23 protein-coding genes are annotated in these 23,906 nt (G+C 32.5%); 2 read left to right on the top strand and 21 right to left on the bottom strand.

Translation table 11 applies throughout. The features are described 5' to 3' along the window. Positions 1-116 precede the first annotated feature (116 nt). Both FNW52_RS18650 and FNW52_RS18655 read right to left on the bottom strand, forming a co-directional pair. Positions 117-2,153 (bottom strand): tetratricopeptide repeat-containing sensor histidine kinase, encoded by a 2,037-nt coding sequence (locus tag FNW52_RS18650; protein ID WP_143378984.1) that lies wholly within the window; start codon positions 2,151-2,153, stop codon positions 117-119. Positions 2,154-2,262: 109 nt separating this feature from the next. Continuing rightward, a complete protein-coding gene (locus FNW52_RS18655; RefSeq protein WP_143378985.1) occupies positions 2,263-2,487 on the bottom strand; it encodes a hypothetical protein in 225 nt (74 codons plus the stop codon). Between the two features lie 112 nt (positions 2,488-2,599). On the opposite strand from FNW52_RS18655, the gene FNW52_RS18660 reads away from it, so the two are divergent. Together FNW52_RS18660 and FNW52_RS18665 are read left to right on the top strand one after the other, a co-directional pair. Beyond that, complete coding sequence (locus FNW52_RS18660; RefSeq protein WP_255515652.1) at positions 2,600-3,274, top strand: response regulator; 675 nt, start codon at positions 2,600-2,602, stop codon at positions 3,272-3,274. Between the two features lie 146 nt (positions 3,275-3,420). Beyond that, complete coding sequence (locus tag FNW52_RS18665; protein WP_143378986.1) at positions 3,421-3,597, top strand: histone H1; 177 nt, start codon at positions 3,421-3,423, stop codon at positions 3,595-3,597. A gap of 484 nt (positions 3,598-4,081) precedes the next feature. On the opposite strand, the gene FNW52_RS18675 is transcribed toward FNW52_RS18665, so the two are convergent. The 19 genes from FNW52_RS18675 to FNW52_RS18765 all read right to left on the bottom strand — a co-directional run bounded on the left by FNW52_RS18675 (position 4,082) and on the right by FNW52_RS18765 (position 23,889). Beyond that, complete coding sequence (locus tag FNW52_RS18675) at positions 4,082-5,377, bottom strand: phenylacetate--CoA ligase (RefSeq protein WP_143378987.1); 1,296 nt, start codon at positions 5,375-5,377, stop codon at positions 4,082-4,084. Further along, complete coding sequence (locus FNW52_RS18680) at positions 5,374-7,044, bottom strand: C45 family peptidase (protein WP_143378988.1); 1,671 nt, start codon at positions 7,042-7,044, stop codon at positions 5,374-5,376. Before FNW52_RS18680 ends, FNW52_RS18675 begins: the two co-directional genes overlap by 4 nt. 9 nt (positions 7,045-7,053) lie before the next feature. Further along, entirely contained in the window at positions 7,054-8,577 is a 1,524-nt protein-coding gene (locus FNW52_RS18685; RefSeq protein ID WP_143378989.1) for an NAD(P)/FAD-dependent oxidoreductase, read from the bottom strand. Next, entirely contained in the window at positions 8,574-12,326 is a 3,753-nt protein-coding gene (locus FNW52_RS18690) for a 1-acyl-sn-glycerol-3-phosphate acyltransferase (protein WP_143378990.1), read from the bottom strand. Before FNW52_RS18690 ends, FNW52_RS18685 begins: the two co-directional genes overlap by 4 nt. A 4-nt stretch (positions 12,327-12,330) precedes the next feature. After that, positions 12,331-13,512 carry a DUF2062 domain-containing protein gene (locus FNW52_RS18695; RefSeq protein WP_143378991.1) on the bottom strand — a complete coding sequence of 394 codons (1,182 nt, stop codon included), beginning with the start codon at positions 13,510-13,512 and terminating at the stop codon, positions 12,331-12,333. Between the two features lie 17 nt (positions 13,513-13,529). Then, positions 13,530-14,015 carry a hypothetical protein gene (locus FNW52_RS18700; protein ID WP_143378992.1) on the bottom strand — a complete coding sequence of 162 codons (486 nt, stop codon included), beginning with the start codon at positions 14,013-14,015 and terminating at the stop codon, positions 13,530-13,532. A gap of 34 nt (positions 14,016-14,049) precedes the next feature. Next, positions 14,050-14,421: a 3-hydroxyacyl-ACP dehydratase gene (locus FNW52_RS18705; protein WP_143378993.1), complete on the bottom strand. Its 372-nt coding sequence runs from the start codon at positions 14,419-14,421 to the stop codon at positions 14,050-14,052. A 6-nt stretch (positions 14,422-14,427) separates the two neighbouring features. Then, positions 14,428-15,039 (bottom strand): outer membrane beta-barrel protein, encoded by a 612-nt coding sequence (locus tag FNW52_RS18710; RefSeq protein WP_143378994.1) that lies wholly within the window; start codon positions 15,037-15,039, stop codon positions 14,428-14,430. A gap of 4 nt (positions 15,040-15,043) precedes the next feature. Then, positions 15,044-15,679, bottom strand: coding sequence for a hypothetical protein (locus FNW52_RS18715; RefSeq protein WP_255515653.1), 636 nt, complete (start codon positions 15,677-15,679; stop codon positions 15,044-15,046). Next, entirely contained in the window at positions 15,657-16,292 is a 636-nt protein-coding gene (locus tag FNW52_RS18720) for an outer membrane lipoprotein carrier protein LolA (protein ID WP_143378996.1), read from the bottom strand. The genes FNW52_RS18715 and FNW52_RS18720 overlap by 23 nt, the downstream gene beginning before the upstream one ends. Next, positions 16,282-17,058 (bottom strand): polysaccharide deacetylase family protein, encoded by a 777-nt coding sequence (locus tag FNW52_RS18725; RefSeq protein ID WP_143378997.1) that lies wholly within the window; start codon positions 17,056-17,058, stop codon positions 16,282-16,284. Before FNW52_RS18725 ends, FNW52_RS18720 begins: the two co-directional genes overlap by 11 nt. Continuing rightward, on the bottom strand, positions 17,052-18,116 hold the full coding sequence (locus tag FNW52_RS18730; RefSeq protein ID WP_143378998.1) for a beta-ketoacyl synthase N-terminal-like domain-containing protein: 1,065 nt from the start codon (positions 18,114-18,116) through the stop codon (positions 17,052-17,054). Before FNW52_RS18730 ends, FNW52_RS18725 begins: the two co-directional genes overlap by 7 nt. A gap of 8 nt (positions 18,117-18,124) precedes the next feature. Then, positions 18,125-19,327: a beta-ketoacyl synthase gene (locus FNW52_RS18735; RefSeq protein WP_143378999.1), complete on the bottom strand. Its 1,203-nt coding sequence runs from the start codon at positions 19,325-19,327 to the stop codon at positions 18,125-18,127. A 133-nt stretch (positions 19,328-19,460) separates the two neighbouring features. Next, positions 19,461-19,718 carry a phosphopantetheine-binding protein gene (locus tag FNW52_RS18740; protein ID WP_143379000.1) on the bottom strand — a complete coding sequence of 86 codons (258 nt, stop codon included), beginning with the start codon at positions 19,716-19,718 and terminating at the stop codon, positions 19,461-19,463. A gap of 2 nt (positions 19,719-19,720) precedes the next feature. After that, positions 19,721-20,338: a 3-oxoacyl-ACP synthase gene (locus tag FNW52_RS18745; RefSeq protein ID WP_143379001.1), complete on the bottom strand. Its 618-nt coding sequence runs from the start codon at positions 20,336-20,338 to the stop codon at positions 19,721-19,723. Next, on the bottom strand, positions 20,338-21,477 hold the full coding sequence (locus FNW52_RS18750; RefSeq protein ID WP_143379002.1) for a beta-ketoacyl synthase: 1,140 nt from the start codon (positions 21,475-21,477) through the stop codon (positions 20,338-20,340). The genes FNW52_RS18745 and FNW52_RS18750 overlap by 1 nt, the downstream gene beginning before the upstream one ends. A gap of 19 nt (positions 21,478-21,496) precedes the next feature. Beyond that, positions 21,497-21,943, bottom strand: a complete 447-nt coding sequence (locus FNW52_RS18755; protein ID WP_143379003.1) for a thioesterase family protein — start codon at positions 21,941-21,943, stop codon at positions 21,497-21,499. Further along, the gene (locus tag FNW52_RS18760) at positions 21,918-23,201 is read right to left on the bottom strand and encodes an ABC transporter permease (protein ID WP_143379004.1); all 1,284 of its coding nucleotides are present in this window, start codon (positions 23,199-23,201) and stop codon (positions 21,918-21,920) included. The genes FNW52_RS18755 and FNW52_RS18760 overlap by 26 nt, the downstream gene beginning before the upstream one ends. Then, entirely contained in the window at positions 23,191-23,889 is a 699-nt protein-coding gene (locus FNW52_RS18765) for an ABC transporter ATP-binding protein (RefSeq protein ID WP_185966041.1), read from the bottom strand. The genes FNW52_RS18760 and FNW52_RS18765 overlap by 11 nt, the downstream gene beginning before the upstream one ends. Between the last annotated feature and the right edge of the window lie 17 nt (positions 23,890-23,906).

Here is a 23,906-nt window from a genome sequence, read left to right on the forward strand (position 1 = left end):
AAGCAAAGACACAATATTTAACAATTTAATCAAAAGGATGGTAAAGGCAGATAATATTTGCCATAAAGAAATAATATGTGATTAGGTACTGACCTCAATAACTCTTTTTTGATAATCTATTGGGATAGTTTCTGAAGATTAAACACAACTTCAATTTTTGTTCCTTCTCCAATTTTTGATTCAACTTTAAATTGCCCTTTCAAAGAATTCGTTCTTTCTTTCATATTACTCAATCCGATACCGCCTTTTTTACTTATAAGATCAAATCCTTGTCCATCATCACTAATGCTCATTTTTAAAATATTGCTATCCTTTCTCTCTATTTTTACCTCACATTTTTTGGCATTTGCATATTTATTAACATTCAAAATAGCCTCTTGAATGATACGGTATAAATTGATCTTATATATATTTTCCACGCTTTCCCATTCAAACATTCCATCATTTTCGTATTTGAACTGAGTGTTGGTAAACTCTTTTTGATTTTCGACTAAACTAGTCAATAATACATTAAAATCATTACCATCAAACAAAGAACCTTTATTTAAGTCATGCGATATCATTCTAAGTTCGTACTCAATATTTTGCAATTCCAGAATATATACTTTTCTTTTCTCAATTGTTTCTTCGTCTATTAAAGTATTAAAGAAACCTAAATTCATTCGAACACCATAAATTTTATTCATCACGCCATCATGCAATTCTTTTGCAATTCTGGTCTTCTCATTATCTTTTGCAATATCAATTTTTTTGTTTTGTTCTGTCAATAATTGAAATATCTCTTCATTAGCAGTTTTCTGTTTCTTAAAAAACTCTAACTCTTTATTTCTATATTTTAAATACCGCAAAGCAATAATTAATCCCAGTAATAAAATTAACCCAAACGAAACAATTAAAATATAAAAGTTCTCTCTTGTCAAAACTTTATTTTCATCCTCTATTCTTGAAGTTTCATATTCAATTCTGGCATACTTATTATGAGCATTTTTTTGAACTAGATTAATACTGTCACTTACTTTAATGTATTCGTTTGCATAAAACAACCTATTATTCTTATCCAATTCGGACAGCAATTTTAAGGAAGCTAAAATTTCATTACTGTTTTTAATTTTAATAGCTAATTGATTCGCTTCCTTTAAAATTTTAATTGATTTTAGTGTATCCTTCTGAGTTAAAAAATATTCTCCTATATGGATCTTTTTATACAAAACATCAGACTCAACACCTATACTATCTACAATTCGTAAGGATTCAAGAAACATGGAATCAACATTTTTATAATTCCCACTTTTCATCTTAGAATAAGCCAAATTACTCAAAACATTAGCATATAAAATTGGTGATTTCTTTTTTAAATCTTCTGAAAGTAACCGTTGTAATTGGTCTATGGACTTGGAATATTCCTCTTTTAAATCATATAAATTACATATATTTATAACAGAAATTAAATTGTAATTATCTATTTCATTTCTGTCTTTACCATTGCTTTTAATTTTTTCTAAACCGCTCAAAGCTAATTTATGATATCGTAAGGCTTCATCGTAATTGACCAATTTTTCTAAACAATTTCCCATTAATGTATTACAAGAATAAATCAAACGGTGATTGGTAGAATTTTTTAAATACAACAATGCTTTAGAAATTTCAACTTCACATTCTACATAATTTCCGTCATAAAATAAAACATAGGCTTTATTAAATAACATTCTGCCCATATTATCATAATCATGAATTTTATAATATAATTTCTCAGCTTGTAAATAATAAAAGTATGCACTATCCTTTTTTGTGCTTCGATAGCAATCCCCCACATAGTATAATGCCTTAGGGATTCTGACACTATCCTTAGCCTGCTTAGACAATTGCAAAGCCTTTAAACTGAAAGATAAAGATTTTTCTAAATTATCAATGTAATAATATTCCGTTGCGACTTTTAAATATATTTCTCTGACGATGGAATCATTTTCTTTAGATTTTAATAAATCCCCAATTGAATCTAAGTAGTTTTCTTTTTTATTTTTTTCTAAACCTTCTAAATAAGTTTTATTAAATAAAGGCGTGCTGCTTTTTACATAAGCACCCGAATGATTCTCTTGGCATGAAAAAAAAAAGAATAGTGGCAGTAAACAGATTATTTTAGTAAGAGTACTCAAATTGCTATTATTATTTTATACTTTCAAATATAGTATTTTAAAACAAGAGTACCATATGATTTACAAATAAATCATATGGTACTCTTGTTACAATTAATTATGTCTTAAACTATCTTGGTGGTATTGGATTAATTGGATCACCATCTTCCTCAGTCATTTTTACAGCAGTAGAATCAACACCTTTTGCAGTTAATTCATTTTTCAAAACAGACTGCGGTGTATTAAACTCTTTAGTTTTAACTCCCTGAACATCATAATTATCCTCATCATTAGAACATGAATAAGTTAGTACAGCAATCAAAACTAGTCCGGCAATGTATAATTTATTTTTCATGAAAATATTAGTTAAAGTTAAACATCATCTACTACAAATTAACATCTTTACTTTCTTTAAATATTACGGTTATTCCGTAATATTTAATTAATTTTGAAAGAAATTGGACAAAATGAATATGCCCCTTACTATTTTGATCGTAGATGACCACCCAATGACCGTTGATAGCTATAGTAACCTTCTATCTGTTACCGCTTTTCAAGAGAACACGCCCAATTTTATAAAGAGCTATAATTGTCAGGATGCTTACAACAAAATACTTTTAAATCTAAAACAACATACGAATATTGATTTGGCCTTATTAGATATTAGCCTGCCTCCGTATATGGAGTTTAATATTGAAAATGGTATTGACCTGGCTTCGCTAATTAGACAAAAATTCAAAAACTGTAAAATCGTTCTACTTACAATGCACAGTGAACCCTTTACAGTAGATAAAATCATTAAGGAAATAAACCCAGAAGGCTTTGTTTCTAAAAGTGATATTAATTTTGAATTATTTCCTATTATTTGTAAAAAAATCATGGATGGAGAGCTGTACCGAAGCCCCACTATAATTGAATCACAGAGAGAACTGCATAAAAGCAATATAAATTGGGATAAACACGATAGTCAGATTTTAGTCTTAATTTCACAAGGAGTTAAAACGGTTAATCTTCCCGACTATATTCCTCTTTCTATGAGTGCTATAGAAAAAAGAAAAGCGAATATAAAAGAACAGCTACTAATGGGGAAAGGCAGTGATAGAGATTTAATAAATAAAGCTAAAAAATTAGGATTATTGTAAATCCAGCTTAAGCACAAAATACTTAAAACAATAAACACCAATGCATTACATTTTTTTATAAAAAACAATTGTAATTTTAACAACAAATTGTCCCTAACTAATAAGCTAACTTCTATTTTTGCAGCCTAATTTAATAAAGCATTATCATGAAAGATCTATTCGAAAAAATCACCGCCGAATTTGAAACATTAAAAACAGAAGCCGAACTACACATCGAAAAAGGAAACAAATCAGCTGGAACAAGAGCTCGTAAATCAACTTTAGACTTAGAAAAATTGTTAAAAGAGTTTAGAAAAGTTTCTGTTGAAGAATCAAAAAAATAAGATCCTTTTTAGTTATTAGCCCTTCATATTTTCTGGAGGGCTTTTTTTAAGGTTCATGCTAGAAATTTAAAAATTTAGTTGGCTATTCATTTATTGCTTAAAAATCAAAGAACCGCTATAAATCTTTAAACAATTTATGGGCAATCAGTATTTTATGATTTCATTGGTTCCGGCATAAATACGCGCCACACGCCTATAGTCATACCTATAGGCAATAGGGTACCACATATAACCATACACTCCAAATAATTACAAATATTCATCAACAACCTGTCCGTACATATCGGTTGCCGAATATTTAATCATTGAGACGCTTTTGGTTGTTAATTTATGGTCTAACACATAGAAACAAAGATTTTGTAAAAAAAAGAACACATTTCTTTCACATAGACAGCTATGTGCGTTAAAATAAGTAAAACACCTACTTTTGAACTTAGAAAATCTATGTTGCTATGTATTGAAAATAATTACAACCAACGGGTTATTACATGCTTTTTCTATTATCAAAAAAATGAATTGGTTTTCTACTCATCGGATTAAAGATTAAAGGTTTTAAAGCTTCATTCGTAGTAAACTCTATTTTGGGAGTTACCCGTAATTTGGCTCTAAAATGATCTTTTAATTCCTGTAGAAAAAAGGGTGTTGGGTTCTTAACCGCAATTTTAATCAGAATCTCATCGGTTCCTAATTCATTGGTAGAAATCTCTATGATATGGCTTTCGATTGCATCAAAATCATTCAATACATCATTCATTGCAGGAGGGTACAACGTGGTTCCTTTGTATTTTATCATGTGCTGTTTTCTTCCAATAACGGGACCTACACGCAATGTGTTTCGACCACACAAACAAGGGTCGGTATGCAATTGTACAATATCGCCCGTTTTGAAGCGAACTAGCGGCATGGCTTCAATTCCTAAAGTGGTAAACGTTAATTCACCGGATTCTCCATTTTTTACTGGATTATTGTTTTCATCCAATACTTCCACAATAATCAGCTCGGGATGATGGTGTCCTCCTACTCCATGCTCACATTCGGTAAAAGCCGTGCTCATTTCGGTAGAAGCATAGGTAGAGAATAATTTAATATCCCATTTGTCCGTTATTTTTTTAGACAAAACATTCATCGTGAAATCTTGATTTCTCAAAGATTCCCCAATACAAATAGCGCCTTTTACACTAGAATTATTGATATCGATATTGTGATTCTCAGCGTATTCAATCATTTTAAGTAAAAATGAAGGGACGGTAATCAAATGGGTTGGTTTGTATTTCAAGATAGAATCCCATTGCAATTCCGGTATTCCAGCGCCCACACGAATGACACCCACTTTCATTTTTCGAAGGCCCAAAAAATAAGCCAATCCTGCCATGAAACGACGGTCGATTGTAGTCATCAGTTGCACCACATCACCTTCTTTTATCCCTGCACAATCAAACGAAATAGCTTCATTATACGCCAATCGATCCAAATCTTTGTCGGTTAACCCAAAAGTAACGGGATCTCCCAAAGTGCCCGATGTAGTGGCATAATCAATAATTTTATTGGGTGGAACACATAGAAAATCATCATTGTATTTTTGTAAATCTTCTTTTTTAGTAATTGGCAAAAGTGACAAATCCTCCAGCGTTTTTATACTATTACTATCAATATTATTTTTAGAAAACAGCCCTTTATAAAAAGGAGAATGTTCATTTACATAGCTCAAAACTTCCATTAACTTTTGCTCTTGAAACGTTTTAATTTCAGCTAAAGTAGCCGTTTCTATCTTTGGAATCATTGTAGTTTTCTTTTAATTTTTTTTAAATATCTCTCCACTTCTTCTTTGTTAGGAAGCGTTGTAATCTCTTTGGTTAAGCTAATTTCAAATTGCTCTTGTGCCAATTTATATGCTGCCTTTTGATAAAAATATAGACCCACTTTGTAATAAACAATCCAATAATCTGGGTTCAACGATTGGTAATTTTCTATAAAACTCGTTGGTATCTCTTTTTCATCTGCTAAAAAAGCATCGATTTTCCGATCTTCTATTCGGAACAATTCGTAATTTTTGTAAGCGACCGTTTCTAGAAAAGGGTCTTTGGGTATATTTAGCTTTTCGTTTTCTAATGAAACTATTGAATCGTTAATTTTTCTATTACTAAATATTGCATTCAAATCATAACAAACAAATTCCCCAAGTTGATACGGATTTGCCGATACCCAAACCAGTTTTTGAGCTGGCTTAAAAACAATTCCGTGATGTGCCAGTAATTGATTCAATGCTTTTTCGTTTCCGTAACCCAAAGGTAAATTATTTAAGCCGTCTTTGTTTCTTAAAATAGAAACGGCTATTTGGGGATTTATCTTTTTATTTTCATCTAAAAGTTGCGTCATTCTATCGTATCTGTATTGAGAATGACTGTTTTTAATTTGGTCTTTATTCCTTTTATTCCCTTTTAAAGCATCACTCTGAAAATGATTGGAACAAATTAACTGATTGCTATTTTCTACATCAAAAACATCTAAATTATCTGGGGAAATTTCAATCAAGATGGCTTTATTATCCTTGGCACTTCCTACCATGATGGACTCTGAGACAAACACTTTACTTCTTTTAGCAATCGCAATCGCTTCGTCTATAGTTGAGGCATACTGCAAAATTTCTCTAGTCAAAATAGAGATCGGTGTCTTGGCTATTAAAGGGATCTTAGACTTGCCGGCATTAATGGTAAGCGTTAATCCTTCTAAATTCATACCGGAGCATACCCCTATCATACCCGGCCAAGTTACCATCATAAAGGGATGTCCTTCTTTTGGATTGATAAAGGCTACGATTTTATCTTTTGCGAAAGCATCGCCTGCATTAAAGTCAAAATTTCTGCCCAGAATTAAACTTCCATCTTCGGATTTATCTCCCCAAACTGCAAAAGAAGTACAGCCTACCATAGCCAAATCTTGAACAGCATGCCCAATATCATGAGCACCGTGTAAATATAAATCTCTTAAAAAATTAGGGGCTATATAATCCAAATCTTTCGGTGCGTACCTAGAAATACCATAAATTTCAGATTGAAATTCATTGGTAACATTGAGATATAATTTCCTATTGTACCATTTTAGAAAACTTCGTAATGCTTGTTTTTTAAAATGAGAAGGAACTATATCATTAATTTTATCAAAGAAAACATACTCCTGTTTTTTCAACAGTGAATCCGTCAAACTCCCAATAGCCATACCTCTTTCTAGAGGATCGCCGGCTACATAAAGTTCCCACAGATCATACTTGTTTTTGAGCAGGAAATTATTACCCGTATAAAAAACACTATTCGACTGCTTTTTTACTATTGGAACAGCTTTTTCAAATCCTGTCAAATCTGGTTGATGATGCATTGAATTGGATGTACCACAAGAAGCAACTAAAAAAATAGAAACAATTAAAATAATATACCCAATTTGCTTTTTCATTTACTAAATCTATCTTGATGCTATAGTTGAATTAATTTTATCGACCAAATATTCTTTCCCTACAATTTCAGAACACGTAACTACCGCACCAATGGTAACACCAAGAACGCCGTGCATATTAATACTTTGACCTGTTAAGAAAAGATTATCCAACTTCGTTTTGGAGGCTATAAAGGTCTTCATGGGGTTATTAGAATCCTTTTCATACCCATACATATTCCCCTTGTGCCCACCTATATAATCCCTATACGAAAGCGGTGTCGAAGTATGAACCGACTTAATACACTCTTTTATACCAGGAAATTTGAGCTCTATTTCGTGTAGAAATCGTGCTGTTTTTCTGGATTTAAAATCTTCATAACTTTCGCCTCTATCTTCTTTTTCGGCTGTTGTATTACTGGTATGCTCCCATTTTTTTACATCCTCAAATTTCATGTAGGTTATAAAAGTCATTCCCTCTGCCCAACCAGTATCTTTTTTAGAAGCATTCATAGAGGCCATAAATGCTTTTGGCCATGACCCTTCGGTATATTCATGTGCTGTCCAAACTTCATTACTATCCTTAAAATGGTAGTAATTACGATTCAAATATTTAAAAGTATCGGGTTTAAAAACGATATACAAACTAAATGCTGAAACTCCCCCTTCTAAACTCGAAATTCTGTTGACAAAGGCTTTTCTAAAGTTGTTTTCTCCAGCCATTTTTAATGTGGCTTTTGGATCTACATTAGAAACAAAATACTGGGCAGAAACAGCAGAACCGTCTTTCATCTTAGCCGTATTTACAGCATTATCGGTTACTACCAGTTCTACAACTTCTTTGTATTTATACACTTCGCCGCCGTGTTTTTTGAGTTGTTTTATTAATTGCTTCGTAATTTGACTCCCTCCATTGATACAACGCCAAGCACTTTGCATATAGGAATTCACGGATAATGCGTGTACGTACAAAGGCGATTTATCGGCAATTCCACCATAAAGAAAGTTGGTGCCTGCGAGTACAGCTCTCAACTTTTTATTCTCCGTTAATTCATCAATATACTGCTTAGCATTGATTGATAAAATAGCATTATCATATTGACCTTCTGTCTTTAAATTATACAACGGAAACGAGTCACAGGTTTCAATAATATCTTTACAATATCTTTGAATCGTTTCTCTTTCTTCAGGAAACGATTTTACCAATTGATTTATAAAATTCTCATACCCTTGCGCATGTGGAAATTCTTGATTGCCATCCTCGAATGAAACAATATCAAAACCATCTTCGTCTAATTGTTTGAGTTTCAAATCATCCATAATACCTAAATATTTAAAATATCGGTACAAATTCTGCCCTTCACTTAACCCACCTATATAATGAATCCCAGTATCAAAAATGGTTTTATCACGAACAAACGTTTGCAAATTACCCCCAAACTGATTGTTTTTTTCGAGCACACAAACACTGTATCCTTCTTTGGCTAGAATAATGGCAGAAACCAGTCCGCCCAATCCGCTACCTATTATAACTACATCGTACTGCTCTTTCATAATACCTTTTTCTTTAATCCAGTCAAGTTGTCAATTTCAATATCAATTTCAAATCCCAGATTCAATATAGTGTCTTTTAAATTTTCTGCATTTAATAAAATAACGGTTTCAGATAAATCGCAAATTAATTCCAAATTGATTTTGGTGTTTTTATCAGAAATTAAAACAATATCATACTTTTTCGCAACTATTGCTTCACTCGAATCCAAGTACTGAATATTCCTTTTCTTTAGTATATAATTGGTTTTGGCTACGGCTCTGTTCAAATCATTAGCAATAAACGACTCTATTTTTCTTTGTGATTGTTGAAACGAAAGCAACACATCCAATTGCCCGTAATCATTCGCAATATGCAAAATTCTAGCCTTAGAATCAATCCATTTATCCAACTCATAATACAATTCTAAATGAGCCTCTAAATCTTTTTTGACAGCCTGAATCACTTCGATTTCTTTAAAATCAAAACTGTTGAGGGTCATCTTTTTAAAATAATTGGGACCTTCTAAATCCAAACGCATTTTGTTATACTGCAATTTAAAAAAAGAGCTCAATTTCTTTGTCCGCTCCGCATAATCTTTCCCAAAAGTTAAATCACTTGGAAGAATTCTATCTAAAATTTTTACTGTAGTTCTTCCTCCATTGATAACAAAATCTCCTTTGGGCAACATCTCAGAATAGCCATGAATAACAACAGGAATAATATCTAAATTGAATTGCTCTGCCAAATAAAAAGCCCCTTTATGGAAACGATTTATAGAATTATTTTCGGAGCGACTGCCTTCTGGAAAAACCATAATCGAAAATCCTTGCTCTACTTTGGCACGCAAATGTTCTATTCCGTTGTCCATCCCACTCGATACGGGATAAAACCCAACCATACGAACTCCTAAACCAAAAACGGGAGAATTATACACCCAATCACTGACCAAAAATATAATCTTTGGACTCAACATTCCTACTGCCAAGATATCCAAAAATGAGGAATGATTGGCAATAATTACAGCTGGTTTTTTGAAATCTACATTCGATTGATTTATAAGTTTACGCTTGTTAGACGGGTAAGTCAAAAACACAGAACCCATAAATTTTGATAATAAATAATGGAATCCCATGAGTTTTGATTTTTTTGAAAAAGGCAAAATTTTCATCATAACATTTCCAAATACAGATAAAATAAAACCTCCTAAACCAAAATAGGTAAAAGACAAAATCGAATGAATGAGTCGCTTAATTTCATAAGGATTTTTCCCTTTCTTAGTCCTATTGGTAACAAAAAAATTGAATACTAAGGGTTGAATTATAAAGGTTATCATCAATGCCGAAAATATACCAATTATAGCAATTAACGAAATGGATTTCAGTGCAGGATGCTTGGCGAAAATAAGCACTCCAATTCCTAAAATAGTAGTCGCCACCGAAAGCAAAATAGAAGTACGGTAACTTGGCAATTCTATTTTCCCGAAAGTATGCTCCTTTTGCAATGCCGATGTCATAAATATGCTATAATCAACGCCGATTCCAAAAATTAAAGTACAGACAATAATATTAACCACATTAAATTGCAACCCAAACATACCCATCAATCCAGTGGTAAAAACCCAACTAATCATAATTGGAATAATCGTAATGATGACCAACTCTATTTTTCTAAAAGCAAATAATAGGATAAAAAATACCGCAATAAAAGAATAATTAACAAGGTCTTCAAAATTAGCTTTCAACGTTCCTAGGAAAGTTTCGTTGGTTTGCTGCCTGTCAATAACAACTAATTGGTCTTGCTTTTTTATTGTATTTACAAATGCATCTCTTTTGTCATTTGGCACTTTTACCAGAGTAGAAATGGTATAAAAACCATTTTTTTGAGAAACAAATTCTTCCAGAAAAAAGGATTTTACTTTTAGGTATTCTTCCATTTTTATAGGAGAAAAACTTTTATTCAGTAATTCATAAAATCCTGAAAAGGTATTTTCTTTAAAACCAAATTGGCTTCCTTCCTGAATTAAGGCACTCCTGAGATTAGATTTTTTTTGGGTATTCCAAAAAGCATTCCACTCTTGAATCTTTTGTTGTTGTACATCAGCAGAAAAAACAATCCCACCTATTGAACTAAAATTCAAGATTTCCTTTGCACTTTTATTTTTTTCTAAAGTAGTAAACAGCGCATTATTATTGGCCACCACTTCATCATAACTTTTACCATAAGTAGCCAAATAAATAGATTTTGAATCATTATTAGCAATATGATCTAGTTTTTGCTCTGCTGATTTTAGCTCAGGACTCATGAAATTCAAAGCCGAAAGGTCATTATTAAAAGTAACTTTAGAATAGGTAAAAAGAGAAACTAGCAGCAACAATACCATTGAACCTACCAAATATTTATTTTTATGGTATGCGTAATCCCCCAGTTTGTCAATAACATTAAGCCCCCTAGCCCCCGAAGGGGGAACTTGAGTATTGGAGTCAGAATTGAGATTTAAAAGTTGCGCTACACGCATAGCTCCCCCTTCGGGGGCTGGGGGGCTATATAAAATTGGAATCAATACCAACGAGAAAACAGAAGTAGAAACAACACTCAAAGCAGCAAAAATCCCTAAATCCTGCAAAGCTTCCGATTTTATAAAAAACAAACATAAAAATGTGATCGACGTTGTAATGCCGCAAAGCAACAATGGTTTTGTAATGTCTTTATAAAGTAGTTTTACATTTTTATTATTCCGCAAATGCGTCAAAACATAAATAGAATAATCCGTCGTTTCTCCCAACAAAATAGAGCTTATCCCCAGTGAAATTGCCGAAATACTCCCTTTGCAAAAATACAAAAGGGTCAAAGCAAATAAAGCCCCTAGCATGGAGGGAATAAAAATAATAATTGGAGTAGAAAAACTTCTGTAGAAAAAAGCAAGAATCAATATCAAGGTAACACCAGCAAAAATAGAAGTGTTTTTTACATCGGCTTTTATCTGAGTGGCATTGGCAACAGCTACTGGGGTCGCTCCAAAATAAATCATCCCTACTTTACCTTTAAACCTAGCATTCAAGTTATTTCTAATATGCTCTAAATTCGCAATAAACTGTGCGTTTTTATCGGTTTCATTGGTTTCTAACTTGGGGGTTATAAAAAGCAGTAGATTCTTTTTATCTTTGGTTAATACAAATCCGTTTTGTAATTCAAAATCATCACCCACACTTAACTGCTGTAATTTTTTTAAAGCAATAAATGAAATCCCGAGTGGATCTTGAAGGATAAAATCTTTAGAGATAAGCCCTGCTGGAGAGATTAGTGATTTATAATTAGCAGCAACGCTAGCTGCAACGCTGTCCTTTTGCAATTTACTTTCAATTGCTGCATAATCTTTTTGATCTAGAAAAAGAGGCAAATTAGCATAAACAAACTCAAATGTTTCTTGAATGTTTTCATCTTCAATTTTTCCTTGCACTTTTTCGACAAAAGGGGTACAATTGACATCTAAACTATCGATAAAAGCATTGGCGTATTGCGTTAAATCATCGGTAGAACCTTTTTCACGCGAGATAATTACAGTAATTTTATCAGCAAAATTAACCTGTTCTAATACTTTCGAAGTTATACCAGATTGGTCATTAGAAGGAATTAATTGGTTGATATTTTCTTGAAATGAAATTCTAGTTGCAAAAAAACCAAGAAACAAAAACAAAACAACGGCTATAGCTATCGAAAGGAATTTATTTTTTGTAATCAATGTATAAAAATGGAATAAATAATTGCGCATGCTACTATTTTTTATGTTTTAAATTATTTACAAAAGTCAAGAGCAAATAACTTGTAAGACCAAAAAGAAGCGCCAAAATAGTCGCTAAAACAAAGCTTCCAACCAGATATTGAGCAATATTTTTTTGAATATCTGCAAAAGTCATCGTTGTATTTAAAAGCAATGGCTTGTCACTCGTAATAAAGCAACTCCCAATTTTTAAAGAACCATAGATCACAAAAGGGATTAATGGCGGAAAACTAATATTCGAAAAAGTAAAAGCGATGGCTTTATTTAACTTAAATAAAACCGCCAAACCTAGCACTATAATCGTTTGAAAACCCCAAAAAGGAGAAATACCAACAAAAACACCCAAGGCAATTGAAGTGGATTTCCTGGCATTCGAATCATTACTTTCCAAGACATTTTCCAAAAAAAATTTCTTAAGTCCTTTTTTTTTAAGTTTTCTAAAAAAACCACGAGGCTTGATATAAAACAAGGCTATAGTTACCAAAACTGTATTTAGAATACTGATTCTAGTAAAATCTTTGAAGGGTCGAAAATGAGAAACACGTTCTGTTGGATCATATAACACTTGAACAGGAATATTTTTTACTGCAATATCTTTCCAAGCAGATCGCACAATAACTTCAATTTCAAACTCAAATTTATTGGTAAAATAACGAGTTGGTATTTTTTGCAAAGGGTATAATCTATAACCAGACTGCGTATCCACTAACTTAATTCCGGTTTCAAACCAAAACCAAAAATTAGAAAATTTATTTCCAAAACTGCTTTTTTTAGGCACATTCTCTTGTGTCATATTACGACTCCCAATCAAAAGAGCATCTCCTTCTTTTTCTAAAACTGAAACAAAACCAGCAATATCAGAAGCAAAATGCTGACCATCAGAATCAATTGTAATGGCGTAATTGTAATTTAATTCTAATGCTTTTTTAAAGCCATTACGCAAGGCAATTCCTTTACCAGCATTTTTAGGATGATCCACTTGAACTAAATGTGCATAATTTTCAAGAATTTGAGCAGTTGCATCTGTAGAACCATCATTGACTACAATAATATTTGATGTGTAGGATAAAACCGAATCTAAAACGCGCTGCAAAGTTTTGTGATTATTGTAGGTAGGTACAATTACACAAATCTTTAATCGATCAATCCGTTCTTTTTCTAGAAAACTAACACTCATTTACTCTAATTCTTAAATTATTGTACCAATTCTTTTTCGGTGGTAGAAAAACTTTTAGATTGTTCTATAAATTTACCCACATAAACTTTCAACGCTCCGGTTTGCTCTTTATAATGGTCTAATAAAAAGGTTGCATCTTCTTTTTTATTTCCTCTATAATTTACAATTTTAGGAACATTTTCTTGAACACTCAATCGAACCAAACGAATTTCAATATTGTTAGGTTCGTTTGCAACGGCGTATTCAATTAAACTAGCTCCCTCTTTAAATTTCTTGGATCTATTCGAAATCTTTTTCTCCAATTTAGAAACTATGGCTAAAGAAGCTCCTTTGTAGGCCACTAAAGTTTTATTATCTTCTTTGGAAAAAGCTGCCAATTTTTCTACAAATTCTTTGGCATTCGTTTCAGAACTGGTAACGGTAGGATATAGTTTCCTCACCTCCGTAATAGATGGATTACTACTAAATTCAAAAAAAAGGATGAATGCAAAAAGTATTTTCATTTTAAATGAAATTAAAAATTAAGAAATGGCAACATTATAGTTTTCTGTAAACACTACTTAGTTTCAAGGCTACAGTTTCATTAAAGTAACTCACATTCTTAACTTTAATCAAGTTATCTTCTGTAGGAGTAACATCCAATTCTAAACGCAATTCTGGCGTGTTAAAAGGATTAATCAAAGCCATAAACTTAACGTTTGATAACGATTGCATAAACAAAGAACTTTCGGTAATCTGTTCTGTCAGTTCCTTTATGATTTGCATCATGCAAACTCCAGGCATTATTGGATTACCAGGGAAATGTCCTTTGAAAACTTCGTGATTTTCATTGATTAAAATCATAGCCAAATATTTTGATTCGGCCGTTTTTTCTAATGAAATTATTTTGTAAAAATCTTGTAATAGCATTGTTTTTTATTTTAAATCAAATGTATAAGTACCACCAAGAGAGAAAACAACATTCGTATGGCTATCATTATAATCAATTACAGGAATTATTCCTTTTTTCACTCTTGCTTCAATTCCAAAATTAGGCGTAAAATTTATCCCCATACCTAATACGAAAGCCATATCAACATTGGCATCGGGATTGAAATTTCTATTAACGACAAAATCTAATGCTGGTCCAAAATGAATATTAAATTTATTCGTAAAAGTGAATTTATTTAACACTTCAAAAGACAAATAATCGACATCTAAATCAACACTTTTAATCGAAGATCTATAGTTAGAACCCTGAGCTGAATAGTCAATCTCTGGTTGCAAAGTATAATATTTTGATAATTTCAAAGCACCATAAAAACCAATATAAAAATCAGTCTTGGTTGCATAATCTATGTTATTTGAATAATTATTTGATGAATTATAGGGATCATAATAATAATCACTACCTTTTGTAAAATGAGAAAAATTGGCACCTCCTCTTAATCCTGGTCTAAAAGTGACCTGCGCATCTGCTTGTTGTATTCCGAAAAAAGTAAAAATAAGAATAAGTATTCCTTTAGCAAACTGGTTATTTAATTTCATAAGGTTAATTAGTTTTATTGTTAAAATAGTTTAATTCAATTATTAAAGGCATTGTTTTATGCTGAATTATAATTTTTGAGGCAAAAATATTGTTTTCTACCGTATAAAAAAGGTTTATTTTTTCTTTTCTTTTAGTGGCATGTACAATTTTACTTAAAGTATTATCTGATTTGGAAACAAAAAGATAATTCAACCTCTTCCCATCCTCTGAGAGATAAACTTTACTTTCTTTACTCTCAAATTGTGCTGCAATCTGATAATGACTTCGCAAAAGCAATCTGAAATCTTTTACTAATGTGTTAATCAGTATCTTTCGATCTAATTCTGCAACAATTGAATTGACTTTAAAATCATGCTCAGTAATTTCAAAATCCAATAATTTATTTCCAAACTCGGTCGTAAACACCATTCTATGCGTGGTGTCATTAATTTTTTTGGCTATAAAAATTCCTGATAATTCATTTCCATAAGCCGTAATATTGGCTTTGTAAACATAATCCATTTCTGGATTTGAAAAATAAGGGACTTCAAAAGTTGGAGCATCAAGCGCTACAACCGTGCAATCCTTTACCATCGTATTTGTAGCGCATGAAGTAAAAAAAAGCAGTACTAAAGAACTAATTCGTAAATAAAGTTTCATCGATTTTGGCATTGATTACTTTGTTTTTTAATACAATTCGGGTATAATCTGCTGATGATTCTATCAGTTTTACTTGGACTACGGTAGCCTCGTCTTTATCAAAAGTCAATTCGATTTGCTTGATATACTTTTTAAGAGTGGCATCTTTTGGAATAAACTTGGTAACATTTTGTTCTTTTGTTTTAAAATAAGTTATTGAAAACTCTTTGTCATCAAATAGATCACCACTCACACTCCCTACAATTAGCTTGTTTATTTTACCAAATAATTTACTATTCCCAACATCAATGGTGCTCTTTTTTCCTTCATCATTAATTAGAATTTTTCCATTCTTAAAAATAATAGAATAGCTATATGGCTTTTTGTATTGCCAAAGCAAAGTATTTGGTTCTTTGAAAATCATTTTTCCTGATGTCTCAATATCTTTCGATAAAAAATCCATGTGTTTGTATTGAATAAAATCAGTACTCAATGTCTTGATTTTTTTTGCCATTACTGCAACCGATTGTTTGAAAGCAGCTATCTCACTTTCAGACATTTTTTGCTCTTGCGAAAATGAATTAAATGGAGAACCCATTAAAAACAGTACTACTATAAAAATTTTAATCTTCATAAGCTTCAATATTCAACAGTTGTTCTAATGAAACAACGGTATAGTTATTATTTTGTAAAAACTGCAAAACTTGTTCCAAGACATTTACAGATGCAATAGAGGTATCGTGCAAAAGTACAATTCCACCAGGCGATATTCTGGATACAATTCTATTAAAAATAAACTTTTCGTTCTTAATTATGCCATCCAATGACCTAATATTCCAACCAATAGTTTTATGTTTTGTAACAGCCAAAGCCCTTCGAATAGAGGGGTTGGTAACGCCATAGGGTGGTCTAAACAGTGTTGTTTTCTTTCCTAAAAATGACGTTATAAGCGCATCTGTTTTTTCAATTTCGGCGATTACTTGTTTTTTTCTATAAAAATCAAAAAATTCAGCATGGCTATACGAATGATTCCCAATAAGATGTCCATCTTCAATAATTTTTTTGAAAATTTCGGGATGTGTTTCAATATTTTTTCCAATACAAAAAAAAGTCGCTTTAGCATTGTATTGTCGCAAAACATCCAAAACCATTACCGACATTTCGTGTGGACCATCATCAAATGTGATAGCAATCTTTTTATTGGTTTCTAATGGATTGCTGCAATACGCTTTGATGTGATAATTTGAAAAAATAAAAGAAGAACCAAACAAAACAACCATAAACCAAATACAACTTACTATAACAAAATACTTGATTTCTACCACTACAAAAAAGCTTAATAAAGCCAGTAGTACTAAAATCGAAATAAAAAAAATAGCGGCTATTTTATGTTTTAACATTTTGAAATTAAAGTAAAACTATGGTCAATACCGTTGCGTTGATTGTACAACAAGATTGTTTTGTAAACTGATTTCTCTGCAGCATTTATCTTTACAATTTCAGGAATAGCTTGAGTTTTAATAATTTTTGCTCCTACCCACAATCCAAATGCCGAAGCGGTATCATATTCTCCGCTCAAATGCTTGTAATATACTTGCGGCGTATTTGCAAATGTACTATTGGATAGGTTTTTATAATACAAATCAGATTCAACATCCCCATTATACCCTAAAACTACAGCGTCAATATCCAAAATTGTCAAACTATTTGAATCTAAAAAAGTAGTAATTTTATTTTCAACTTCATTTACATTCAATTTATTAAGAATTTCAACATCCAAAATGGCTGCAAATGAATTTTCTTTTTTCTCATTTTCTAAAACAAAAAAAGTAGCACCTTCACCAAAAACAGCACCTTTTGTAGTGGTGTTTAAAACGGAATATGGGCTTTGATTTTCTGGCTTTATAAATCCAATAAGTTTAAGCAATGACATAGTAAAATCGCCTGTTTCCTCAATTCCTCCTACTAAAACCGAAGAAGCTTCTCCTTCTTCAATTTTCATTTTTGCATCCAATAATGCCGATTCAAACGAAACCGAACCGTTTACGTAAGTCAAATTATAGGCTTTGCATTGCAGTCCCAATGCAATTTGACCACCAACCGTATTGTGTGTCGATTGAATAAACGAAGTGGGTGTTAAAAACTGCTCGTCATTATCCAGAATGGCTTTCAAAAATTTCTCAGAATCTTCAACACATCCCATTCCAGTACCCGTGATAATAGCATCAACGGTATCTAATTGGGCTTCTCTCAAAGCAAGAGTCGAAGCTACAATACCATTTTTTACTCCTTTTGCCATCCTTCTAATAGCCACAGGAGGTATAAAATCTTTGTAAACAGGAGATTTTAATGGTAAAATAGTATCCTTTTCGTTTACCTCCCCTTCTTCTAAGAAAACAGTATCGAATGTTTTTTGAGCCGAAATACAACCTAATCCGTTGATATATGTCTTTTTCATATTGTAAACTATTCGCTTTTTGAAAATATAAGAGTCGAACAATTCCCTCCAAAACCAAAGGAATTAGAAAGTACATGTTCGATAGTTGCATTTTTTAATACCGTTTGCGGAATCAAATTAAATTCTTGCATTGGTGTTTTAAAATTCAGATTTGGGAAAACCACATTATTCTGAATCGCCAAAACACTATAAACCGCTTCAATGGCCGCTGCTGCAGCCAACGTATGCCCTGTAAATGGTTTGGTTGAACTAAAATCGGGCGCTTTGTTTTCTCCAAAAATACGCACCATCGCACGACCTTCGGATAAATCATTATTGGGTGTTGCAGTACCGTGAACATTGATGTAATCAATTTGTTCTGGTTTTAATTGGGCTACTTGAAAAGCTTTTTCCATCGCTAAATAAGCCCCATCGCCATTCTCTGAAGAAGCAGTTTGATGAAAAGCATCATTAGCATTCCCGTAACCAGAAACACGAGCCAGTACTTTTTTATTCTCTTTTTTTACTAATTGATCTGATTCAAGAACCAAATAAGCGGCCGCTTCACCAAGATTCAATCCTTTACGATCATTATCAAAAGGCATATTATAGCCATCAGACAAAATCATTAAAGTCTTAAATCCATTGATTGTAAATTTAGATAATGCATCTGTACCTCCTACTATAACACGATCTAATTTACCTGATTTGATCAAACGGGCTCCCAACATAATGGCATTGGCAGCCGAAGAACAAGCAGTGCTAATGGTGGTTACCAAACCTTGCAGGCCTAGTTCGTTTGCTATTTTATCGGTAATATCTCCCGCATTATGACTGCTAATGTATTTTGTAATCTCAGGATTTTCAAAATATTCATAATAAAAACGTTCTGTCATATCCATCCCGCCCACACTCGTAGCCGAAATCAATCCAGTCTTGTATTCATTAATAGAAGTTATTCCCGCATTTTTCACGGCTTGTTTAGCTGCAATTGTTCCTAGCAGGGCTGTTCTAGAAAAATTATTGTCTTTTTCTAATTGCAATTCTTCAATTAATTCTTGATTGGTTTTTTTAATTTCCCCAACCTTAATTACATCAGCATGCACGGTCGAAATATTTTCGATAGTAGTAATCGCTACTTGACTATTCAACAAGGCATTAAAATTCTCCTCAACCGTATTCCCGATTGAAGAAATAATACCCATTCCTGTTATGGCAACTCCTTTATACATTGATTTTTGAATGTTGAATGTTGATTAACGATTTTTGATTTGCTCAAAATTTTAAATAAAAGATAAAATTGATGTACTTAAAATCTGAATCCAATAATTCTGAAATCAAAAATCGTTAATCTAAAATCTAAAATTACTTAACTCTTTTTTCAGCAATATAGGCCCCCATAGTTTCTATAGATTGAAAAATAGTTTTTCCTTCTTTAGGATCTACTAATTTAATTCCATAATCTTTGTCTAGCATCACAATAAGTTCTAATGCATCGATAGAATCAAGACCTAATCCATCGCCAAATAAGGCATCATTGTCATTTATATCTGCTACTGTAATATCTTCTAAATTTAAAACTTCAATGATTTTACTTTTTAATTCTTGTTTTAATGCTTCCATGTTTACTTATTATATAGTTTTATTAATGTTTGTTCGTTATGTAAAAAATCGCCTTCCTTAGCTACCAAATACAGGAAAGCGGTGTATTGTTCATTATAATATTCTACCCACCCGCACAGCACTTTATCTGCTTTATTAGTTTCTAAAAGTATGTTGCTATACTGCTCCATAAATACTGGATTGAAGTCCGCAAATATAAAAAAAGAATTTTCGCTTTTCAATTGATGTCTGATACTTATTTCGCCTAAACAAATATTAGGCAAAGTGTACACAAAAACAGCAGGGCTTGGGTAATATTCCTCTTTGTCAGAAATTGAATTCTGGTACTTTACATCGGTATCTAAACTCGATGATTTATTAGCAAAAACTAATGCTGTATTATTCTCTTTATCCGAATCATTTTCTGATTTCAAAAGCAATTCGGCTCCTAGAAAAGCGAGTTTACTCAAATTATCCATTTTAAAAAACTTAGGATAATTCATTTCAAAATTTTGATAGGCTTTTTTTGAAAAATCAGAAAAAGGGATTGATTCTAGTTTTAAAACAGCATCTCCATTCAAAATAATTTCATTATTCTGAATCGTACAATAGGATTGAATATAGGTTTTATTTGTCCTCATTAATTTACTTTTTCGAATAAAACTGCCGTATTACAACCTCCAAAACCCGACGCTGTTTTTAGAAAATAACGAATATTTTTGTTTTCGCTTTTTTCAATAATAGCAATCGTTTGACTTACCCCTATTTCATCAAAACCCAATGACACAAACAACTTATTCTCTTGTACAGAATGAATTCCGATTACCGTTTCTAATAATCCCGAAGCCCCCAAAGTATGTCCATAAAAGCCTTTCAAACTATTTACAGGCACGTTTTCGAGTCCTAATCTATTGAGTGCAATGGCTTCCATCTCATCATTAAAAGGAGTTGCAGTACCGTGAGCCGAAATATAATCAATTTGATTGCTGTTTATTTGGGCTTCCGCCAAAGCACTTTGGATGCTTCTAAAAAGTCCTTCCCCAGTTCTGGAAGGTCCCGAAATATGGTTCGCATCATTTATAGAACCATCTCCTATGATTTTAATTTTGGCATTTTCTTTATTTGAAGAAACCAAAACCGCAGCCGCCGCTTCGCCTAATGAAACCCCTGTTCTGTTCTTAGAATACGGCTTACAAGGCAAATCGCTCATGGCTTGAAAGGAATTGAATCCAGACAAAACAAATTCCGAAACTTCATCTCCAGCTACTACAAATACATGGTCATACAAACCACTCTGAATTAATCTTTTGGCAACAGAAACCGCCAATACACCCGAAACACAGGCGTTTGAAACTACAATAGGTTCGGTTTTAAATTCAAAAAAATCAGCAATTGTTTTCGCTAATTGATGCAAATGGGCTTGTTCAACATTGCCGTCTGTATTTTTTTCTAAACCTGTAATATTACCTTTTGTAGTAGAAAGTATAAAAGCTGTTTTTTCGTTTAAAATTAATTCCGCCTTTTTAACAATAGGATTTAATGCTAAAATCATCATTTTTTCTAACCTTGTGTAATGCTCAGAAAGCGTCACTTTGGCGAAAGCCGAATTTAAATCTTCGTCCTTAATAATTGAGGCATAAAAAGGGGTAGGCATCAAAGTTGTATTTTGATGCAATTGAATACCAGAAACTTCATTGCCAATATTTTTTATATTGGCAGCGACATCAAACCCAATGGGTGTAATGCAATTCGTTTCGGTTATATAGACTTCTTTAATCATTTTTTACTTTTTACCAATCCTACAATAACCCTACTTTACGCTTCCATTCCTCATAGAATGGTGGATTAGTTAGCATCAATTCTCCTTTTTTATCCAAAAACACTTGAACGGTTTCACCAGTACAAGCAATTTCGTTATTGGCATCAAATATTTTAAATCTATAAATCATTTTTGCCGCAGGTGTATCTACAATCGTTGTTTCTATACGAAACACATCGCCATAACGCAACGATAGTTTATGCTCACAGGTCGATTTTACGATAGGCGTTGTATAGCCACTATCAAAAACATCCAAATAGGAAATCCCATGATGACGCCCGAAAGCTTCTCTTCCATCTTCAAAATAGGTAATATAATACCCATGCCAAACGATTCCGAGAGGATCCGTTTCATTGAATCGCACTCGAATTTCTTGGGTAATAGTCAAAGCGGTTGCTTCGTTAAACTGCTCTTTTTTTCTTTTCATACAGCAATGCAATGGTTGTGGTAACAATAAAAAATAAAAACAACAAGCTTAATTCTGGTACTAAGTCCAATAATCTAGCGTTGCGCAAAAGTACATCATAAAATGCTTCTAATCCCCAATTCATGGGCGAGGATTGTGCAATAACTTGCATTATTTTGGGCATGGCAAATACAGGAACCCAAACACCACCTATGGCAGCCAAAATAATGACAGATGTTGCTCCAAATGGAGCCGATTGCTCTTGTGTCTTAGCAATAGTTCCTAATAAAATACCGAAACCTATAGCCGCTAATCCTGAAAATAAAGCCACAACACTCATTAACATTAGATTCCCCTCTGCATTGAGTGCGGGTAAACCTAAATGTGGAAAAAGAAATATCGCAACGGCAATCATCATATAAAATTGAATCATACAAATGATCAAATACATCACTGTTTTACCGACCAAAACAATTATATTAGAAACTGGATTAGTTCTTAAACGTATAAAAGTTCCTTGTGTTTTCTCTTTTACTATATTGATTGACAACGGAATTACGATAAAAAACATGGCAAAAAGTGTCCAAGCAGGAACATTATGCTGTACTGAGTTAGGTGTAACTTCTTTGTTGTTTATTCTTGGCACAATTTCTTTGAAAGTGATAAAACTTTTTTGCTCAAAACTAGTATCTCCTTCTCCCAACTGCTCTTGAAAAGTGGCATAAATTGATTTGGTTTCTATTTGAGAAATCATTTTATCAATTGCATTCATGACCCCGCTCTTAAAACTCAATTGCACTGCTGGATCAAAATACAGTTTCACTTCTTTTTGGTTAACAATTTCAGCTACTTTCTTCGTAGTCGATGAATCTGAAAAACCTAAACTGCTTACAATTTTTTGTACATTCTGATCAATCTTAGCCTGTAAATCCGTGCTTAAATGAGATGGAATTATAATAGCCAACTGGTATTTTCCCTTAAAAACCGCTTCTTTGGCAACAGCTTCTGTAATGGGTTGGTTATCTATTTTGGTAACAACCGAAAAAACGTTACTTTTTTGCAAATTATCATAAACCGTTTTAGAAACGTTTCCATTATCATAATCGACCAAAAGAATGGGGATTTTTGAATCGTTTACGGCTTTAAAAGTACTATCTTGAATCAGGGTCACCGTAATTATTAATACCAAAGGCATCAAAAACAGCGTTACTACTCCACCCATATCTCGTTTTAGCAACAAGAATTCCTTATAAACAGACCTAAGAAGTTTATATAGCATCTCTCAATTCTTTTCCAGTTAACGAAATAAAAACATCCTCTAGATTTCTAGCCTCTTTTGTTGCAGCAATCAATTCGTTTGGCGTTCCCTCTGCATAAATCACTCCTCTATCTACAATTGCGATAGTAGTACAAAAATCCTGAGCTTCAGACAAGTGATGCGAAGTATAAATAATAGTAGTTCCTGTTGCATTTAGTTTTTTGAGGTATTCGATAATCACATTTTTCGAATGTACATCGACACCAACTGTTGGTTCGTCTAGAAACAGTACTTTCGGATCATGTAATATACCAGCGATTAAATTGACACGACGCTTCATCCCTCCCGAAAAAGTTTCTATTCGCTTATCTGCAAATTTTAATAACCCAAGAAAATCAAGACTATCGATTACTTTTTCTTTAAGATCTGCCCCTTTCAAACCATACATACTTCCAAAATACAATAAATTCTCCCTTGCGGTTAAAGTTGGGTATAAGGCGTATTCTTGAGGAACTACTCCAATAATTTTCTTGATTTCATTGGCATTTTTAGCATAGGTTAAACCATCAATGGTAAAAGTACCTGATGTTGGTTTTACCAAACCGCAAAGTATGGAAATCAAAGTAGTTTTCCCCGCGCCGTTCGGACCGAGTAAACCAAAAATCTGACCTTCATTTATATCCAAAGTAAAATCGCTCAAAGAATACATTTCGGCATCTTTGTAAA

The sequence above is a fragment of the Flavobacterium sp. ZT3R18 genome (assembly GCF_007097385.1).
Lineage (GTDB): Bacteria > Bacteroidota > Bacteroidia > Flavobacteriales > Flavobacteriaceae > Flavobacterium.

What these genes read in the sequence shown, in the direction of transcription:
- FNW52_RS18655 (WP_143378985.1), bottom strand. Translation starts at nt 2,487, where the DNA reads ATGAAAAATAAATTATACATTGCCGGACTAGTTTTGATTGCTGTACTA.
- FNW52_RS18660 (WP_255515652.1), top strand. Translation starts at nt 2,600, where the DNA reads ATGAATATGCCCCTTACTATTTTGATCGTAGATGACCACCCAATGACC.
- FNW52_RS18665 (WP_143378986.1), top strand. Translation starts at nt 3,421, where the DNA reads ATGAAAGATCTATTCGAAAAAATCACCGCCGAATTTGAAACATTAAAA.
- FNW52_RS18675 (WP_143378987.1), bottom strand. Translation starts at nt 5,377, where the DNA reads ATGATTCCAAAGATAGAAACGGCTACTTTAGCTGAAATTAAAACGTTT.
- FNW52_RS18680 (WP_143378988.1), bottom strand. Translation starts at nt 7,044, where the DNA reads ATGAAAAAGCAAATTGGGTATATTATTTTAATTGTTTCTATTTTTTTA.
- FNW52_RS18685 (WP_143378989.1), bottom strand. Translation starts at nt 8,577, where the DNA reads ATGAAAGAGCAGTACGATGTAGTTATAATAGGTAGCGGATTGGGCGGA.
- FNW52_RS18690 (WP_143378990.1), bottom strand. Translation starts at nt 12,326, where the DNA reads ATGCGCAATTATTTATTCCATTTTTATACATTGATTACAAAAAATAAA.
- FNW52_RS18695 (WP_143378991.1), bottom strand. Translation starts at nt 13,512, where the DNA reads ATGAGTGTTAGTTTTCTAGAAAAAGAACGGATTGATCGATTAAAGATT.
- FNW52_RS18700 (WP_143378992.1), bottom strand. Translation starts at nt 14,015, where the DNA reads ATGAAAATACTTTTTGCATTCATCCTTTTTTTTGAATTTAGTAGTAAT.
- FNW52_RS18705 (WP_143378993.1), bottom strand. Translation starts at nt 14,421, where the DNA reads ATGCTATTACAAGATTTTTACAAAATAATTTCATTAGAAAAAACGGCC.
- FNW52_RS18710 (WP_143378994.1), bottom strand. Translation starts at nt 15,039, where the DNA reads ATGAAATTAAATAACCAGTTTGCTAAAGGAATACTTATTCTTATTTTT.
- FNW52_RS18715 (WP_255515653.1), bottom strand. Translation starts at nt 15,679, where the DNA reads ATGAAACTTTATTTACGAATTAGTTCTTTAGTACTGCTTTTTTTTACT.
- FNW52_RS18720 (WP_143378996.1), bottom strand. Translation starts at nt 16,292, where the DNA reads ATGAAGATTAAAATTTTTATAGTAGTACTGTTTTTAATGGGTTCTCCA.
- FNW52_RS18725 (WP_143378997.1), bottom strand. Translation starts at nt 17,058, where the DNA reads ATGTTAAAACATAAAATAGCCGCTATTTTTTTTATTTCGATTTTAGTA.
- FNW52_RS18730 (WP_143378998.1), bottom strand. Translation starts at nt 18,116, where the DNA reads ATGAAAAAGACATATATCAACGGATTAGGTTGTATTTCGGCTCAAAAA.
- FNW52_RS18735 (WP_143378999.1), bottom strand. Translation starts at nt 19,327, where the DNA reads ATGTATAAAGGAGTTGCCATAACAGGAATGGGTATTATTTCTTCAATC.
- FNW52_RS18740 (WP_143379000.1), bottom strand. Translation starts at nt 19,718, where the DNA reads ATGGAAGCATTAAAACAAGAATTAAAAAGTAAAATCATTGAAGTTTTA.
- FNW52_RS18745 (WP_143379001.1), bottom strand. Translation starts at nt 20,338, where the DNA reads ATGAGGACAAATAAAACCTATATTCAATCCTATTGTACGATTCAGAAT.
- FNW52_RS18750 (WP_143379002.1), bottom strand. Translation starts at nt 21,477, where the DNA reads ATGATTAAAGAAGTCTATATAACCGAAACGAATTGCATTACACCCATT.
- FNW52_RS18755 (WP_143379003.1), bottom strand. Translation starts at nt 21,943, where the DNA reads ATGAAAAGAAAAAAAGAGCAGTTTAACGAAGCAACCGCTTTGACTATT.
- FNW52_RS18760 (WP_143379004.1), bottom strand. Translation starts at nt 23,201, where the DNA reads ATGCTATATAAACTTCTTAGGTCTGTTTATAAGGAATTCTTGTTGCTA.
- FNW52_RS18765 (WP_185966041.1), bottom strand. Translation starts at nt 23,889, where the DNA reads ATGTATTCTTTGAGCGATTTTACTTTGGATATAAATGAAGGTCAGATT.